Raw genomic sequence first — 17,608 nt, 5'->3', positions numbered from 1 at the left:
GGCGCGGGTGCGGGCCACCGCCCGGCGCAACAGGCGCATCCGTCAGCCGGTACACTGGATGAGGCTCCTCGCGTGGCGCCATCCAGGCCAACTCCCCCAGGGCGGAAACGCAGCAAGGGTAACCGGGCTCTGGCGGGTGCGCGGGGGGTCCTTTTTCATTTGTCGCGGGATGCCACGAAGGGGTGGCGCGTCGCGGGACCGCCTGACAAGGATGGAAAAGACGGCCGCGATCGCGGCCGGTCTGGAGGAATCCTCGTGGCTCCCGTGTCGGCATCGGCCAAGACTCGCAAGACGAAGGGGACGCAGCGGGCGCGGCCTCCGCAAGTCGTGGCATCCACCACCGCTACCCGCCTACACTACGAGGGCAGACGCACCGCTGCGGACTACGATCCCGCGTTCCCGCATCGGCCCCTGCGCGAGCTCGCCCCGGAGACGCTCGCGGCACTGGATGCCTGGTGGCGCGCCGCCAACTACCTCAGCGTCGGGCAGATCTACCTGCTCGACAACCCGCTGCTGCGGAGGCCCCTCACCCGAGACGACATCAAGCCGCGGCTGCTGGGCCATTTCGGCACAGTGCCCGGCCTGAACCTGGTCTACGCGCACCTGAACCGGGCCATCCGGGAACGCGACCTCGACGCGATCTATATCACCGGCCCCGGCCACGGTGGTCCCGGCATGGTGGCGAACGCGTACCTCGACGGCACTTACTCCGAGGTGTACACGCACATCAAGCAGGACGAAGAGGGACTGCGCAAGCTGTTCCGCCAGTTCTCGTTCCCGGGCGGCATCCCGAGCCATGTCGCCCCGGAGACGCCCGGCTCCATCCACGAGGGCGGCGAGCTCGGCTACTCGCTGAGCCACGCATACGGCGCCGCATTCGATAACCCCGATCTGTTGGTCGCCTGCGTCATCGGCGACGGTGAAGCCGAGACCGGACCGCTGGCCACGAGCTGGCACTCGAACAAGTTCCTCGACCCGAAGCAGGACGGCGTAGTGCTGCCGGTCCTGCACCTCAACGGCTACAAGATCGCCAACCCGTCCGTGCTCGCGCGCATCCCGGAAGACGAGCTGTTCGAGCTGTTCCGCGGCTACGGGTACAAGCCCTACCTGGTCAGCGGAGGCTTCGACGACGAAGACCCGATCGAGGTGCACAAGCGATTCGCCGCGACCCTTGACGAGGTGCTCAACGACATCGCGACGATCAAGGCGGATGCCCGTGCCGGCCGTTACGACGCCGCTCCCGGAGACGAGCAGGGCGGCGCGGTTCCCGCCTGGCCGATGATCATCCTGCGAACGCCGAAGGGCTGGACCTGCCCGCACACCGTGGACGGCGTGCAGATCGAGGGCACCTACCGGGCGCATCAAGTGCCGCTTGCGAACGCGCGCGACAGCGAGGAGCACACGAAGATCCTCGAGGACTGGCTGAGGAAGTACCGCCCGGACGAGCTGTTCGACGAAGCAGGAGCGCCTGCCGCACTCGCCACTGAGCTGGCGCCGGAGGGCGACCGGCGAATGAGCGCGAACCCGGTCGCGAACGGCGGGCTGCTGCGCAAGGAGCTGACGCTGCGCGACTTCCGCGACTTCGCGGTCGACGTTCCCGATCCGGGTGCCACGGTCGACGAGGCCACCAAGGTGCTGGGGGAGTGGCTGGCGACCGTGATCGAGGACAACCCGACCACGTTCCGCATCTTCGGACCGGATGAGACGGCGTCCAACCGTCTCGCGCCCGCCGTGTACGCACACACCGAGAAGCAGTGGAACGCCGAGCTCTGGGAGACCGACGACCATCTCGCCCGAGCGGGGCGCGTGATGGAGATGCTCAGCGAACACCAGTGCGAGGGATGGCTGGAGGGCTACCTGCTCACCGGCCGGCACGGGCTGTTCAACTGCTACGAGGCGTTCGTCCACATCATCGACTCGATGTTCAATCAGCACGCCAAGTGGCTGAAGGTGACGCGGCAGATCCCGTGGCGCCGACCCATCTCGAGCCTGAACTACCTGCTCTCCAGCCACGTCTGGCGACAGGATCACAACGGCTTCAGCCACCAGGATCCGGGGTTCATCGACCACGTCGTCAACAAGAGCGCCGACGTCGTGCGCGTGTACCTGCCGTTCGACGCCAACACGCTGCTGTCCACGTACGACCACTGCCTGCGCTCCGTCGACTACGTGAACGTCGTCGTCGCCGGCAAGCAGCCCGCCCCGAACTGGCTCAGCATGGATCGCGCGATCGCGCACTGCACCCGCGGCCTCGGCATCTTCGAATGGGCGGGCACCGAGGTCGAGGGCGAGGCTCCGGATGTCGTGCTCGCGGCGGCAGGGGACATCCCGACTCTCGAGGTGCTGGCGGCGGCGCAACTGCTGCGCGACGAGATCCCCGATCTGAAGGTGCGCGTCGTCAACGTCGTCGACCTGATGCGTCTGCAGTCTGAGACGGAGCATCCACACGGACTCTCCGACCGCGAGTTCGACGCGATCTTCACGAGCGACCGGCCGATCATCTTCGCTTACCACGGGTATCCGTGGCTCATCCACCGACTCACGTATCGCAGGCACGGGCACGACAACATCCACGCCCGGGGCTACAAGGAGAACGGCACGACGACGACGCCGTTCGACATGGTGATGCTCAACGATCTCGACAGGTACCACCTGGTGATCGACGTGATCGACCGCGTGCCGGGCCTCGCCGAGCGATACGGCGAACTGCGTCAGCGGATGCAGGATGCCCGCCTTGCCGCCCGCCAGTACACCCGCGAGTACGGTGAGGACATCCCTGAAGTCGCCAACTGGGCGTGGGGGCACTCGACGGTCGGACACGACCAGAGCGGAGCGGACGAAGCCGTGAACCTTTCCACCGACACCGGCGGGGACAACGCGTGAGCTCCGTCTACATCACCTCGGCGGAGGGACACAGCGGCAAGTCCACGATCGCGCTCGGGGTGGTCGACCTGCTGCTACGGCAGGGGCGCCGGGTCGGTGTCTTCCGGCCGATCGCGAGGTCGACGACGGAGCGCGACTACGTGCTCGACCTTCTGCTGAAGCTTGACGGCGTGGAGACCGGCTACGAGCAGGCGCTCGGTGTCACGTACGACGATGTGCACACTGACCCGGAGGCCGCGCTCTCGCGCATCATCGACAGGTACAAGGCGGTGGAGGCATCCAGCGATGTCGTCGTCATCGTCGGCAGCGACTACACCGACGTCGGCACCCCGACCGAGCTGGGCTACAACGCGCGTATCGCCGCGAACCTCGGCTCGCCCGTGCTGCTTGTGCTCGGCGGACGCGTGGCCCGAGGCGCCGACGAGCGGCTCGGGCAGGCGGATGCCCGCACCCCCTCCGACATCCGCCAGCTCACCGAGGTGGCCGTGGTGTCGCTGCACGCGGAGCACGCGGAGTTGATCGCGGTCGTGGTGAACCGCGCCGACCCGGAGCGGATCGACGACATCGTGCGGGCGGTGACGTCGGCCATGCCGGCGGAAGGGACCGCGGAATCGCGGCCCGGGGTCTGGGCCATCCCGGAGGATCCGGTGCTGGTGGCGCCGTCGGTGGCCTCGATCATGGCATCCGTCGACGGGGAGCTCGTCTCCGGCGACCCGCAGCTCCTGGAGCGCGAGGCGCTGGGCGTCGTGGTGGCGGCGATGTCGATGGAGAACGTCCTCACCCGGCTGATCGAAGGGTCCGTCGTGGTGCTGCCGGCCGACCGCACCGAGGTGCTGCTCGCGGTGCTGATGGCGAACGCGTCCGGCACGTTTCCCTCGGTCGCGGGCATCGTGCTCAACGGCGGGTTCGCGCTCAGCGAGCCGATCGAGCGGCTACTGGACGGCATCCACACGAAGGTGCCGCTCATCGCGACCGAGTACGGCAGCTACGAGACGACGGTGCGCGTGACGCACACCAGGGGCAGGCTGGCTGCCGACTCCGAACGCAAGCGCGAGCGCGCGCTGGCGCTGTTCGACCGCAGCATCGACCCCGACGCCATGCTGCGCATGCTCGACATCGAACGCGCACCGGTCGTGACACCGCTCGCGTTCGCGTACCGACTGATCGAACGAGCCCGCTCGGACCGCAAGCGCATCGTGCTGCCGGAGGGCGACGACGACCGCATTCTGAAGGCGGCCGGCGTGGTGCTCTCGCGCGGCATCGCCGACCTGACCATCCTCGGCGACGAGGGGGCGGTGCTCGGGCGGGCACGGGAGCTCGGCGTGGAGCTGGACGAGGCGAGCATCCTGTCGCCCTTCGATCCCGAGCTGCACGAGAGCTTCACCGACGAGTACTTCAGGCTGCGCTCGCACAAGGGGATCACGCGCGTGCAGGCGGCGGATGTCGTCACCGACGTCTCATACTTCGGCACGCTCATGGTGCAGCTCGGCCTCGCCGACGGCATGGTCTCCGGTGCGAAGCACACGACAGCGCACACCATCCGCCCGGCGTTCGAGATCATCAAGACGAAACCGGGCGTCTCGGTCGTCTCCAGCGTGTTCCTGATGGCGCTCGCCGACAGGGTTCTCGTGTACGGGGACTGCGCCGTCATCCCGGACCCCACCGCCGACCAGCTCGCGGACATCGCGATCTCGTCGTCCGCGACGGCCGAGCAGTTCGGCATCGAACCGCGAGTGGCCATGCTCTCGTACTCGACGGGGGAGTCCGGCAGCGGCGCCGACGTGGAGAAGGTGCGGGAGGCGACATCCCTCGTGCGGGCCAGGGCGCCGGAGCTGCTCGTGGAGGGTCCGATCCAGTACGACGCCGCAGCGGATGCCGCCGTCGCCGCCGCAAAACTGCCCGGTTCCAGCGTGGCCGGGCGCGCGACCGTGTTCATCTTCCCCGACCTGAACACCGGCAACAACACGTACAAGGCGGTGCAGCGCTCCGCGGGTGCTGTCGCGATCGGGCCGGTTCTGCAGGGACTGCGCAAACCGATCAACGACCTCTCGCGCGGGGCGCTCGTCGACGACATCGTGAACACGATCGCGATCACCGCGATCCAGGCACAGAGCTGAACTGAGGGGTCATGTCATCCGTCCTGGTCATCAACAGCGGGTCGTCGTCGTTCAAGTACCAGCTGATCGACGCGGAGTCCGAGGAGCGTCTGGCGTCAGGTCTGGTCGAGCGGATCGGCGAGGCCACCGGGCACGTGAGCTACGACACACCGGAGGGTCACTGGGAGCGGTCGCTCGAGATCCCTGACCACACGGCGGGCTTCGACGTGATGCTCGCCGGGTTCCGGGAGCACGGACCGAGCCTCGACGAGCATCCGCCGGTCGCCGTCGGACACCGGGTCGTGCACGGCGGGGCGAGGTTCTTCGAGCCCACGCTCATCACGCCGCTCGTGCTCATCAACATCGAGGACCTCTCCGACCTGGCCCCGCTGCACAACCCGGCGAACGTCGAGGGGATCAAGGCGGCGCAGCACGCCTTCCCCGACCTGCCGCAGGTGGCCGTGTTCGACACCGCCTTCCATCAGACGATGCCGCCGGATGCCTACACGTACGCGCTCGAGGCATCCATCGCCGAACGCCTGCGCATCCGTCGCTACGGCTTCCACGGCACGAGCCACAAGTTCGTGTCGGAGGCTGCGGCGGAGTTCCTGCAGCGGCCGCTCACCGAGCTGAAGCAGATCGTGCTGCACCTGGGGAACGGCGCGTCAGCGTGCGCCATCGACCGCGGTCGATCGGTCGACACGAGCATGGGCTTCACGCCGCTCGAGGGACTCGTGATGGGCACCCGCACCGGCGACATGGACCCGGCCGTGCTGCTCTACCTGCAGCGCAAGACCCGCATGGGCGTCGAAGAGCTCGACGAGCTTGTGAACAAGCAGTCAGGGGTGCTCGGGCTTTCCGGGCACAAGGACATGCGCGACCTGACGCGAGCAGCGGATGCCGGTGACGAGAAGGCCCGGCTCGCCCTCGGGGTGTACGTGCATCGCATCAAGCGCTACGTCGGTGCGTACCTCGTCGAGCTCGGCGGTGTCGACGTCATCTCCTTCACCGCGGGCGTTGGGGAGAACTCCGCGATCGTGCGCACTCGATCGCTGTCGAGCCTGGAAGGACTCGGCATCGAGATCGACGCCGACCGCAACGAGGCACCGAACACCGGCCCGCGAGTGATCTCCACAGATGACTCCCGCATCACGGTGCTCGTCGTGCCCACAAACGAGGAGCTCGAGATCGCGCGCCAGACCCTGCAGGCTACCGGCGCTCGCAAATGAAGAACCCTCAAGTTTAGTTGCTCGCGGTCATCCTGTTCGCCCCGTCTTAGGGGGTGATCTGTGCTCGGGCGCTTGACCTCCCCATAGAGGGAATCGATAGCGTTGCACTCGGTTCGAGGTCGTGTCGGGGCATGACCTCGTAGGCGCGGAGGGGACCGTCCAGGGGGTGGACGGCTCCGCGCCACTGGGGGACGGTCAGCGTGCGCCGGAGGTCCGGCCCATTCGGGTTGCCCTGGCCAGGGCGCTCGGCGGGTCTCCGATTTGCCGCACGGGTGGTCGCTCACGGGCCGTCGTCGACCCCTGAGCGCCCTTCCACATGACTCGATCGAGCGTCGGGGGTGCCGACTACCATTGACGCGTGGTCACCGCCCTGTATCGCCGCTACCGGCCAGAGACGTTCGCCGAGATGATCGGCCAGTCTCAGGTGACCGAGCCGCTGATGACGGCGCTGCGTACCAATCGGGTGAACCACGCCTATCTCTTCAGCGGGCCCCGGGGGTGCGGCAAGACCACGAGCGCGCGCATCCTGGCCCGTTGCCTGAACTGTGCTGAAGGCCCGACCGACACCCCCTGCGGGAAGTGCCAGAGCTGCATCGAACTCGGCCGTGGAGGGCAGGGTTCGCTCGACGTGGTCGAGATCGACGCCGCGAGCCACAACGGCGTTGACGACGCCCGCGACATCCGCGAACGCGCGATCTTCGCGCCGGCCCGCGACCGGTACAAGATCTTCATCCTCGACGAGGCGCACATGGTCACGCCGCAGGGCTTCAACGCGCTGCTGAAGATCGTGGAGGAGCCGCCGGAGCACGTGAAGTTCATCTTCGCGACGACCGAGCCCGACAAGGTGATCGGCACCATCCGTTCGCGCACGCACCACTACCCGTTCCGGCTCGTGCCGCCGGCACAGATGCTCGACTACGTGCAGCAGCTGTGCGAGAGCGAGGGGATGTCCGTTGCTCCCGGCGTGCTGCCGCTCGTCGTCCGTGCGGGCGGCGGCTCCCCGCGTGACACTCTCTCGCTGCTCGACCAGCTGATCGCCGGTTCCGAGGGCGCGACCATCGAGTACGAGCGCGCAGTCGCCCTCCTGGGCTACACGCACGCCGCGCTGCTCGATGAGGTCGTGGACTCCATCGGTGCCGTGGATGCCGCATCCGCCTTCTCCGCCGTCGACCGGGTCATCCAGACCGGGCAGGATCCACGTCGATTCGTCGAGGACCTGCTGGAGCGGCTGCGCGACCTCATCATCGTCGCCGCCACGTCTCCTGATGCTGCCGCCGCTGTGCTGCGCGGCACCCCGCAGGAAGAGCTGGACCGCATGTCGGTGCAGGCATCCGTCTTCGGTGCCGCCGAGCTCTCGCGGTGCGCCGACATCGTGAACAGCGCGCTCACCGAAATGACGGGTGCCACCTCGCCGCGGCTGCATCTCGAGCTGATGATCGCGCGGATGCTCGTGCCCGCCTCTGACTCGACGGATCGCGGCGCGCTCGCCCGCGTCGAGCGACTGGAGCGCCGTGTCGGCGTGCAGAGCACGGTCGGGGAGGCGGACGGACCCGCGGCCGCCACGGCTCGGCCCCCTGCGGCCCGGGCGGCCGAACCGGTGACGAGCCGGCACACGCCCGACGCGGCGCAGGACCAGCGGCCGGTGACGCAGGACGCCGAGCCCGGAGCGGCCGCGAGGTCGGCGACCTCCGCCTGGTCCGTGCAGTCGGAGCCGGCAGAGCCCGCTCCCGCCAGGTCGGAGCCGGCAGAGCCCGCTCCCGCCAGAGCGGAGCAGGCCGCGCCCGCGTCGGTGGATCCGGCGGTCGCACAAGCCGCCGCGTTCGCCGCGGCCGCCGCAGCGAAGAAGGGCACCAGCGCCGGTGGAGCGTCCGGCCCTGCGGGCGATGCGTCCTCGGGCGGCGCGACAGCGAGTAGCGGCGGCGCGGCATCCGCCTGGGCGACTCCCGGTGTGACCGACGACGGGCCCACGGCGCCGGTTGGTCCCGTGACGACGCAGCAGGTGCGGGATGCCTGGCCCGAGATCCTCGAGTCCGTCGCCGAGGCGAGCCGCAACGCCTGGGCGGTCGTCTATACGGCGACCGTGCGCTCGCTCGACGGCGATGTGCTCTCGCTGTCGTTCCCGAGCGCCAACGATGTTGAGAGCTTCCGCGGTACGCCCGGCGCCAACGATGCAGCGAGCGAGGTGCTGCGGCAGTCGATCGTCGATCTCCTCGGCATCCGCGTGAAGTTCGTCGCGAAGGCGGCCGGGCTCGACGGCGGCGCATCCGGAGGCCCGGAACGCGGAGGACCCGGTAGCGGTGGACCGGGTAACGGAGGACCGGGCGGACCGAGCTCAGCGCAGCAGGTCGGAGCGTTATCCGAGCAGCGCGGCTCCGACCCGAGCTTGCGGGGGCCCGCCCGGACCGGCGGCGTCGCCCCGGCCAACGAGGAGCGGTCCAGGGAGAGTGGGCCGTCCACTGCCGGTGTCCGTGCATCGACCGCATCCGTCAGACCGAACGCATCGGCTGCTTCCGGTTCATCGTTGGGCTGGGAGACGGTCGCCATTCCGGGTGCCGCGACCGCCGTGCTCGAGCGGCCGCTCGACGACACGGCGCCGGATCGAGCTGACGACGTCTCTGGTTCCAGCGCGAATACCGCGCAGCCGAGTTCTGTCGACGACGGACGCAGCGGCGCCGCGCCCGACGGGCAGGCGCCGGGCCTCGCGTCTCCGGCGAGCTCGGCATCGACCTCCGACGACGAAGGCTGGTATGTCGGTCCGGACGACGAGGCCGTGCCGGACGACGAGGAACCGCCGTTCCCCGACGACTACGCCTCGGCGAGCGGAAGCCCGGCTTCCGGCGCACCGGCGCCGGACACGCGTATCCCCGCCGCGGCCGCATCGACCGACGCGTCCGCACCGCGCGAATCGAGCACCGAACCCGCGTCACCCAGCGGCAGCCAGAACCCGAACCGCAGGAACGACGCGGGGACTGCGTCCAACAGGCCGAAGGCATCCGTCGGCTTCGGTGGCCCCACGCGCTACGGCGAGGCGGTCGTGCGCGAGCTGCTCGGCGCCAGGTTCATCGAGGAGCAGCAGATCACCCCGCCATCAGGCGCAGGGGGCGGCGCTTCCGGATGGCAGAGGTAGAACGTGTACGAAGGCGTCGTCCAAGACCTGATCGACGAGCTCGGCAGGCTGCCCGGTGTCGGGCCGAAGTCCGCCCAGCGCATCGCGTTCTACATTCTGCAGACGCAAGACTACGATCCGTCACGGCTCGCGGATGTGCTCACCACCGTGCGCGACAAGGTGCGGTTCTGTGAGATCTGCGGCAACGTCAGCGAGCAGACGACCTGCTCGATCTGCCGTGATCCACGCCGCGACCAGAGCCTGATCTGCGTCGTCGAAGAGGCGAAAGACGTGGTCGCGATCGAGCGCACGCGTGAGTTCCGCGGCCTGTACCACGTGCTCGGCGGCGCGATCAGCCCGATCCAGGGCGTCGGCCCCGACCAGTTGCGCATCCGTCAGCTGATGTCCCGGCTCGCGGATGCCTCGGTGCGCGAGATCATCATCGCCACGAACCCCAATGTGGAGGGCGAGGCGACCGCAGCCTACCTCAGCCGCATGCTCCAGGCGATGGACTTGCGGGTGACGCGGCTGGCATCCGGCCTGCCGGTCGGAGGGGACCTGGAGTACGCAGACGAGGTCACACTCGGGCGCGCCTTCGAGGCGCGCCGGCTCGTCGGCTGACGAGCGCGCGACGAAGTGGCGGGTCCGAACGGTGAGTGAGCAGGCGCTGGATGCCCGCGGCACGCTGGTCAGCAGCGACGTGCGCAGACGCAACCTCTCGATCGTCGCGACGGCGCTCGCCGAGCGCGGCCCGCTCTCCCGCAGCGAGATCGCGGCGGCCACCGGCCTCACCGCGGGCGCCGTGACGCTGCTCACCAGCAGCCTCCTCGACGCCGGCCTCATCGCCGAGAGCGCGGAGGCCGAGCCCACGCGGCGCGGTCGTCCGAAGACACGGTTGTTGCTCTCCGCCGACCACCTAGCTCTGCTCGTCGTGCAGCTGGATGCCGACACCGCGACCGCGCTGCTCGCGACTCTCGCGGGGGAGACGTTGGCACGGGCATCCGAACACCACGGTCGCCCGCTGGGAAATCCGGATGCCGTGCTCGACGTGCTCGCGACGGTCACCAACGAGGCGCTGGATGAGGCCGAACGGCTCGGCCGAACGATCACGGACGTCACCGTGATCGCCTTCGCACCGGTCGGCGGCGAACCCGCGATCGTGCTCGCCGACACCGACCTGCTGTGGGGACCGGTCGACCTCGTGGCCGGACTGCGCCGACGCGCGCCGCGGCTGCCTGAAGCCCGGCTCGTGGGCGACACGACGGCCGCGGCGCGCGAGGAACTGGCCGCCCATCCGGGCGTTCGCGATCTCGTGTACCTGAAGAGCAACTCCGGAATCGGCGGCGCGCTCGTCGTCGACGGCACGGTCGTCCTCGGCTCGCATGGCTATGCCGGTGCGCTGGGTCACGTCGCGATCGACTACGACGGCGAGCCGTGCGTCTGCGGCCAGCGTGGATGCCTGGTCACGGTCGCCGGCCCTGACCTCCTCCTCGAGCGCGCCGGCCTGCAGCACCTGCTGGCCGAGCAGGGCCTCACGGCGGCGCTGGCCGCGTTCGTCGCCCGTCTCAAGGCGGGGGAGAGCGATGCGTCAGCGGCGTGGAAGGACGCCGTGCCCTGGATCGCGCGCACCCTCCGCATCGTCACGATGTCGTTCGACCCGGAGATCGTCGTGATCGGCGGCTTCTGGGCCGACCCGCAGCTGACCGGGGCGATCGCCGACGCTTTCGCCGACGGCGACCTCTTGATGGCCGGCAGCTCGGTGCTGCCACCCGTGGTGCCGAGCGGACTCGGCGGCGACGCGGCGATCCTCGGCGCGCTACGGGATGCCCGAGAGCGGCTGCTCGAGGACCCGCTCGCGCTCCAGATCGCGCAGCACTGATCTCACTTTACTTCAACGCTTGAAATAAAGTGAGAAGAAGCGCATACTCGCTCCGACGCGTCTTACCCCCACAGCTGTGCCGACTCGACGATGAGGAGACATCCATGACCACTACGCCCGAAAGCGACGGGCTCGGCGCACCCGAGTCCGTCGCATCCGTTCCCGCACCACCGGTGCTCGTCGGAGCGCCGACGCCCGCAACGCCGCCGACGATGGCGCAGTCGCTGTCGCCGACGCGGCGACGCACCCTGATGGGATCGCTGCTCGTCGGCAATCTCATGCTCTTCGCCACGTATGCCGGCGTCATCGCCATCCTGCTGCCGCAGCAGGTCGCCGACCTCACGCCCGCGAACAAGATCGGCAACTTCGCGATCGTCACGGCGATCAGCTCGATCGTCACGATCTTCGTGCAGCCAATTGTCGGGGCGCTCTCCGACCGCACCAGGTCGAGGCTCGGTCGGCGCTCCCCGTGGATCGTCTTCGGCGGCATCGGAGGCGGGCTCTGCGTGATCGCTCTGCAGTTCTCGCCTGGCATCTTCGCGCTGACCGTGATCTGTGTTCTCGCGCAGGTGCTGCTCAACGCCTGGCAGGGTCCGATGTCGTCGATCATCGCCGACCGCATCGAGGTCAGCGGCCGGGCGACGACATCCGCGTTCGCGGGTGTCGGAACATCCGTCGGAGCCGCGGCCGGCGTCATCCTCGCCGGTCAGCTGCTCATGCACCTCGGCCTCGCGTACCTCATCTTCGGGCTCGGCGTGATCGTCGTCTCCGTGCTGTTCGTCGTGATCAACCCGGACCGCAGCTCGAAAGGGCTGGAGCGCACGCCGTTCAACTGGGTCGCGTTCGCGAAGTCGTTCTGGGTGTCGCCGCGCAAGCATCCGGACTATGCGTGGGCTTTCGGCGGACGGTTCTTCATGATCCTCGGCTACCAGGCGATCGCGGCGTACCAGCTGTACATCCTGGAGGACTACATCCACCTCACCCCAGTGCAGGCGGGCTCCACGGCCGGCATGCTCTCGGTGGTCTCGATGCTGTGCATGATCGTCAGCACGCTCGTGTTCGGCCGCATCTCCGACAAGACCGGCCGGCGCAAGATGTTCGTCTTCGTCGCCACCATCGTGATCGCCGCAGGCGTGCTCGCGCCCGTGCTGTCGCCGACCGTGGGAGCCATGTTCGTCTACACCGCGATCGTCGGCGTGGGGTACGGCGCCTACATGGCGGTGGATCTCGCGCTCATGATCGACGTGCTTCCCTCGCAGGGCGATGTCGGCAAAGACCTCGGCGTGCTCAACATCGCCGCGAACGTGCCCCAGGCGCTAACGCCGCCGATCGCGGCTCTGCTCCTCGGCCTTTTCGCAGGCAACTATGTCGCGATCTTCGTCTACGCGATCGTCGCCATCGTGCTGTCGTCGTTGCTCGTGTTCCCGATCAAGTCCGTGCGATAGAGAGACGAAGGAGATCACACATGACCGATCAGCTGATGCACAGCGCGAGAAGGGGAGCGGACGGGTCCGATCGCCCTGTCGTGCAGACCCTCGCAGGAGCCGTGCGAGGCGTGTGGCGGGGGGCGTCGGCGGCGTTCCTGGGCATCCCGTTCGCGAAGCCTCCGGTGGGAGAGCTGCGGTTCGCGGCGCCCGTTCCGCGCGACGCATGGGACGGCATCCGCGATGCATCGCAGTACGGGGCGACCCCGCAACGAAAGGCGCTGCAGGAGGTCACGCTCATTCCGGAGCCGTCTATCCCGGGCGACTCGACGCTCAACGTGAACGTGTTCACTCCAGCCCCAGGTGACACCGAGGCTGCGCTGCCGGTGCTGGTGTACATCCATGGCGGCGGATTCGTCGCCGGATCGCCCGCGAGCCCCTGGTACGACGGCGCGGCGTTCAACCGCGACGGCGTCGTCACCGTGAGCGTCTCGTACCGGCTCGGGTTCGAGGGCTTCGGCTGGATCGAAGACGCCCCGCTCAACCGCGCCATGCTCGACTGGATGCTCGCACTCGAGTGGGTGCGCGACAACATCCGCTCCTTCGGCGGAGACCCCAGCAGCGTCACGATCGCCGGACAGTCCGCGGGAGGTGCGTCGGTTTTCGCCCTGCTGGCCAGCCCCAAGGCGGCGCACCTGTTCCGCTCCGCGATCTCGCTCTCCGGGCCCGTGGCCGACAGCTCGCTCGAGGCGGCGAAGGCGAACGGACGCCGGCTGGCGGAGGCTGCCGGTGTCGAGCCGACGGTCGCCGGGTTCTCGTCGCTGGATGAGATCCGGATGCTGCAGCTGCAGAACGCGCTCGGCCCGGTCGCGGACCCCGGCGAGGCATCCGGCGACCCGCTCGCAAGTTTCGGCCGGCTCGCGACGCAGGGCATGCCATGGTGCCCGGTCATCGACGGGGACCTGCTGCCGACGCCCGTCGCCGAGGCGATCGCATCCGGATGGGCAGCCGGCAAGCCGCTCCTGCTCGGCACGACCGACCAGGAGTTCAACATGGGGGTAGCGCCGCTCGGCGAGCTGCTGGCTGGAGTCGAGCCGCGAGAGGCTCTGCAGCGCGCGGGTCTGAGCGGCGACGAAGCGGATGCCTACGCTTCGGCGCACCCGGACGAGCCGGCCGTCGCCGTGCTCGGCCAGTTCGTCACCGATGCTCTGTTCCGGGCGCCGACGCGGCGTGTCGGCGACGCGCGGGCGACGGTGGATGCCCCGACCTGGCTGTTCCGGTTCTCGTGGCCGTCTCCGACGATGGGCGGTGCCGTGCACTGCCTCGACGTGCCGTTCTTCTTCGACTGCCTGGGTGCGGAACGCGTCGGCGTCATCGCCGGCCCGACGCCGCCACAGGCGCTCGCAGACGAGGTGCATGCGGCCGCGGTCACGTTCATTCGCACCGGCGACCCGGGGTGGGCTGAATACCGGCTGCCGGAGCGTGCGGTGATGCGCTACGACGAGCCATCGCGCATCGTGCCCGACGGCTTCGGAGATGCGATGGCCGTCCCCGACTCGAAGCGCTGAGCAGCGGGGCCGGTATCGCCTGCTGCGGGCGATACCGGACCGCAGCGATATGCGGCACGACCGCTCCGGCGTACAGTCACGAAGCGTGGGCGGGCGTGCGGCAATCGGGGGTGCATCGTGACGGATCCGAGGGACAACGATCCGGTCGCCAGGCAGGAACCGGTCGCGTCCGCACCGCCGAACGAGCGTCGCGGTACCCCGGCGTGGCTCGTGTGGGTGGTCGCGGCCGTCATCGCGATCGTGCTCGGCGTGGCCGCCGGGTGGTTCGGCGCGTGGTGGGAGAACAGCGGAACAACCACCAGCGCGGGCCCGTCGACGGGCGGCTCCTGCAACGCCGTGACGGTCTCGAACGAGGTGCTCCCTACCATCGTCACGATCAACGTGAGCGCCCCCGGCGGCAGCGGCGTCGGCAGCGGTGAGGTCATCCGCAAGGACGGATACATCGTGACCAACAACCACGTCATCTCGGCCGCGCGCAACGGCGGGGAGATCCGCGTCACGTTCTCCAACGGCCACACCGTCGTCGCGAAGCTCGTCGGGCGCGATCCGCAATCCGACCTCGCCGTGCTCAAGGTGGACGAGGGATCCGACCTTCCGGTGATCGGCATCGGCGACAGCGGAACCGTTGCGGTGGGCCAGCCGGTGGTCGCTCTCGGCGCTCCGCTCGGCCTCTCCAGCACGGTGACCGCCGGCATCGTGAGCGCGCTCGGCCGCGACGTTCCCGTGCCCAGCGACGACGGCGCCACCGCGACGCTCGCCGGCGCCATCCAGACGGATGCCTCGATCAACCCCGGCAACTCCGGCGGCGCCCTGGTGGACTGCCGCGGCGACCTGATCGGCATCAACACGGCCATCTCCACGGTGCCGAATTCCGAGGGCGTCGGAGGCGGCGGATCGGTCGGCATCGGCTTCGCCATCCCGGTGAACCTCGCGATGCGGATCGCCGACCAGCTCATCGAGACGGGAGAGGTCGCCTACCCGTACATCGGCGTGCAGGTCACGCCGATCCCGCCCGCCGTCGCCCAGCGCTGGGGCATCGAGGACGGCCTCTACATCCAGTCCGTCGACCCGAACGGGTCCGCCGCGAGGGCCGGCCTCAAGCCCGGCGACATCGTCACGAAGATCGACGGGAGCCCGGCCAACCGCGCCGACGTGCTCACCCGCCTCCTCCTCACGAAGAAGGCGGGTGACCGGGTGACGATCACGTTCGTGCGCGATGGCACACAGCACACCGGAACGGCGACGCTCGTGGCGCGTCCCCCGTCGTAGGCATCCGCTTCGGCCGTCGTAGGCATCCGCTTCGGCGGGTGATTCAGCGCTTCCGCGGACCCGTATTGCGGGTGTCTTCCTCACCGACCCGCAATTTGAGGCCGCGGAAGCGTGCGTCAGCTCTCCGGCAGCCAGACCCGCATGTCGTCGCCGCCGCGGTTGGCCCAGGCGAAGTACGGGATGCCCGTGAGCTCGCGACCCTGGGCCGTCCGCACCGAGACGCCGACGATTCCGGGCACGAGGTCGGGCGCGCTCGCCTCCGCGACCGAGCCGGCCTCGATCCGCTCGTCGTCCAACACGACGCCCTCGGGCTGATCGGCGCCCTCGAACGCGTAGACCAGGGGACCGCGCTCGATCGCGACGCTGCCGCGCAGGGCGTCCGCCCGCGGGTGAGGGTGGGTGATGCGCGGCGTCAGCGGCAGCGTGAGCTCGAGTGTGTCGTTCGCGGCGAAGGTGCGCGTGATCGTCGCGTAGCGACCGGGAGTGACATCCACTCCATCCAGCGTCGCCCCGTCGGCCCAGTCCGGCACGCGCAGACTCAACGTGATGGCTTCCGCGGGCGCCTCCGCCACGGTGATGCGAATCCCGCCGTCCCAGGGGTACGCGGTGTCGACCCGCAGCTCGACTTCGCCCGCGTCGGTGTTCGCTCGGAGTACGCCCGGCACGTACTGGTGCACCTGAACGCCGTCGCCGTTCGTCGTGGCGAGGTACCCGCCGAGGCTGGCGAGGGTGCGCATGATGTTCGGCGGGCAGCACGCGCAGCCGAACCAGCGCAGGCGGCCGTTCTTCGGGTTGCGCTCGTCGTCCGCGTGCGCGTCGTGCCGCACCTGCAGCGGGTTCACGTAGAAGTAGTCGCCGCCACGCAGCGAGACACCGGCCAGGAAACCATTGAAGAGAAGCCGCTCGATCTGGTCCGCATAGACCGCCTCGCCGGTGGCCAGCAGCATCCGCCACGCCCACTGCAGCGCGCCGATCGCCGCGCACGTCTCGGCGTAGGCCCGATCCGACGGCAGCTCGTACGGGTCGCCGAACGCCTCGCCCTCCCAGCGGGATCCCAGCCCACCGGTGACGTACTGCTTGGTAGCGGCCATGTGGTCGTACTGCCGGCCCAGGGTCGCAAGCAGCTCGGAGTCGGATGTCTCGATCGCCACGTCCGCAGCTCCCGTCGCGAGGTACACGGCGCGCACCGCGTGCCCCTCGACGGTCGTCGCCTCTCGCACCGGAACGCGGTCGGAGAGGTAGGTGGAGTTACCGCCGAAACGCTCCAGCGTCGCGTGCCCGCGCGCGTCGACGAACCACTCGGCGAGGTCGAGGTAGGCGCGCTCGCCGGTCTCGCGGTACAGCTCGACGAGAGCGGTCTCGATGACTGGATGCCCGTCAACGTCGCCAGCCGAACCTGTCGCCGAGCCCGGGCCGAACTCGCGAACCAGGTGGTCGGCCACCCGCACCGCGACGTTCAGCAGGTCGTCACGACCGGTGGCTCGCTTCTGCGCGACGGCGGCCTGGATCAGGTGGCCGGCGCAGTAGTGCTCGTGGTCGCGCTCCGGATGCGCGTACCGCTTCCCCTCGCGCAGTCGCACCACGGTGTTGAGGTATCCGTCCGGCTCCTGCGCCGCGGCGACCAGCTCCGTGATCTTCAGCTGGTCGGCGAGCAGCTGCTCGTCGGCCTCGCGCGCGTACTCCCACGCGGCGGCCTCGAGCCATTTGTAGACGTCCGAATCCGCGAAGATCGGCCCGACCGCTTCGCCTTCGGCGCGGCCGGCGGCGATCTCGAAGTTGCGCAGGTTGCCCGCATCGTGCAGCTGGCGCAGACCATCCGGAATGGACACGTTGCGGTTGGCGAGCTGTCGATCGAGCCAGAAGCCTTCTCGAAGGCTCACATCGGAGAGCGCAAGAGGGCGCAGCATCGTCTGAGCGAGGGGGTTCGCGGGGCCGGCGACGCGCGCAGTGGCTACCAGGCGCGAAGTGGTGGGAGAGGTGACGGTCACGATGTCGAGGTCCTTCTCAAAGAGCGGATCGGTTCAGAAGACGGGCACAAAAGACCCGGGGCAGAACGTTCCGGAAAATTCCGAACTATGCTGACGGTAATCGCACGGGTTGACGTCGTCAAGCTCACTGTTCTTGGTATCGTGGGCGCCGCGGAACATTTCCGCC

10 protein-coding genes and 1 other RNA gene are annotated in these 17,608 nt (G+C 69.2%); 10 read left to right on the top strand and 1 reads right to left on the bottom strand.

What is annotated here, in order from left to right; translation table 11 throughout:
- Positions 1–59: 59 nt before the first annotated feature.
- The 10 genes from ffs (at position 60) to ACTHNC_RS16660 (ending at position 15,454) form a co-directional block, all read left to right on the top strand.
- Positions 60–156, top strand: an RNA gene (gene ffs, locus ACTHNC_RS16705) — signal recognition particle sRNA small type.
- 255 nt (positions 157–411) lie between these two features.
- Positions 412–2,883 carry a phosphoketolase family protein gene (locus tag ACTHNC_RS16700; RefSeq protein ID WP_440295789.1) on the top strand — a complete coding sequence of 824 codons (2,472 nt, stop codon included), beginning with the start codon at positions 412–414 and terminating at the stop codon, positions 2,881–2,883.
- Entirely contained in the window at positions 2,880–5,000 is a 2,121-nt protein-coding gene (pta, locus tag ACTHNC_RS16695) for a phosphate acetyltransferase (RefSeq protein WP_440295750.1), read from the top strand. The genes ACTHNC_RS16700 and pta overlap by 4 nt, the downstream gene beginning before the upstream one ends.
- Positions 5,001–5,011: 11 nt before the next feature.
- Positions 5,012–6,208, top strand: coding sequence for an acetate/propionate family kinase (locus ACTHNC_RS16690; RefSeq protein WP_440295749.1), 1,197 nt, complete (start codon positions 5,012–5,014; stop codon positions 6,206–6,208).
- 358 nt (positions 6,209–6,566) lie between these two features.
- Positions 6,567–9,335 carry a DNA polymerase III subunit gamma and tau gene (locus tag ACTHNC_RS16685; RefSeq protein WP_440295748.1) on the top strand — a complete coding sequence of 923 codons (2,769 nt, stop codon included), beginning with the start codon at positions 6,567–6,569 and terminating at the stop codon, positions 9,333–9,335.
- A 3-nt stretch (positions 9,336–9,338) separates the two neighbouring features.
- Entirely contained in the window at positions 9,339–9,935 is a 597-nt protein-coding gene (gene recR / locus ACTHNC_RS16680; protein WP_440295747.1) for a recombination mediator RecR, read from the top strand.
- Between the two features lie 31 nt (positions 9,936–9,966).
- Positions 9,967–11,193, top strand: coding sequence for an ROK family protein (locus ACTHNC_RS16675; RefSeq protein WP_440295746.1), 1,227 nt, complete (start codon positions 9,967–9,969; stop codon positions 11,191–11,193).
- A gap of 104 nt (positions 11,194–11,297) precedes the next feature.
- Positions 11,298–12,638 carry an MFS transporter gene (locus ACTHNC_RS16670; protein WP_440295745.1) on the top strand — a complete coding sequence of 447 codons (1,341 nt, stop codon included), beginning with the start codon at positions 11,298–11,300 and terminating at the stop codon, positions 12,636–12,638.
- Between the two features lie 20 nt (positions 12,639–12,658).
- A complete protein-coding gene (locus ACTHNC_RS16665) occupies positions 12,659–14,185 on the top strand; it encodes a carboxylesterase/lipase family protein (protein ID WP_440295744.1) in 1,527 nt (508 codons plus the stop codon).
- A gap of 117 nt (positions 14,186–14,302) precedes the next feature.
- Positions 14,303–15,454 (top strand): S1C family serine protease, encoded by a 1,152-nt coding sequence (locus tag ACTHNC_RS16660; RefSeq protein WP_440295743.1) that lies wholly within the window; start codon positions 14,303–14,305, stop codon positions 15,452–15,454.
- 116 nt (positions 15,455–15,570) lie between these two features.
- Here the strand turns inward: ACTHNC_RS16660 and ACTHNC_RS16655 are convergent, their stop codons facing one another.
- Entirely contained in the window at positions 15,571–17,334 is a 1,764-nt protein-coding gene (locus ACTHNC_RS16655) for a glycoside hydrolase family 127 protein (protein WP_440295742.1), read from the bottom strand.
- Positions 17,335–17,608: the final 274 nt, after the last annotated feature.

The sequence above is a fragment of the Humibacter sp. genome (assembly GCF_051954055.1).
Classification (GTDB): domain Bacteria; phylum Actinomycetota; class Actinomycetes; order Actinomycetales; family Microbacteriaceae; genus Humibacter.
This window is presented reverse-complemented; position numbering and strand designations above follow the sequence as displayed.

Excerpts from the sequence above, each read along its gene's own strand:
- ACTHNC_RS16690 (WP_440295749.1), top strand. The coding sequence starts at position 5,012 with ATGTCATCCGTCCTGGTCATCAACAGCGGGTCGTCGTCGTTCAAGTAC.
- ACTHNC_RS16670 (WP_440295745.1), top strand. The coding sequence starts at position 11,298 with ATGACCACTACGCCCGAAAGCGACGGGCTCGGCGCACCCGAGTCCGTC.
- ACTHNC_RS16665 (WP_440295744.1), top strand. The coding sequence starts at position 12,659 with ATGACCGATCAGCTGATGCACAGCGCGAGAAGGGGAGCGGACGGGTCC.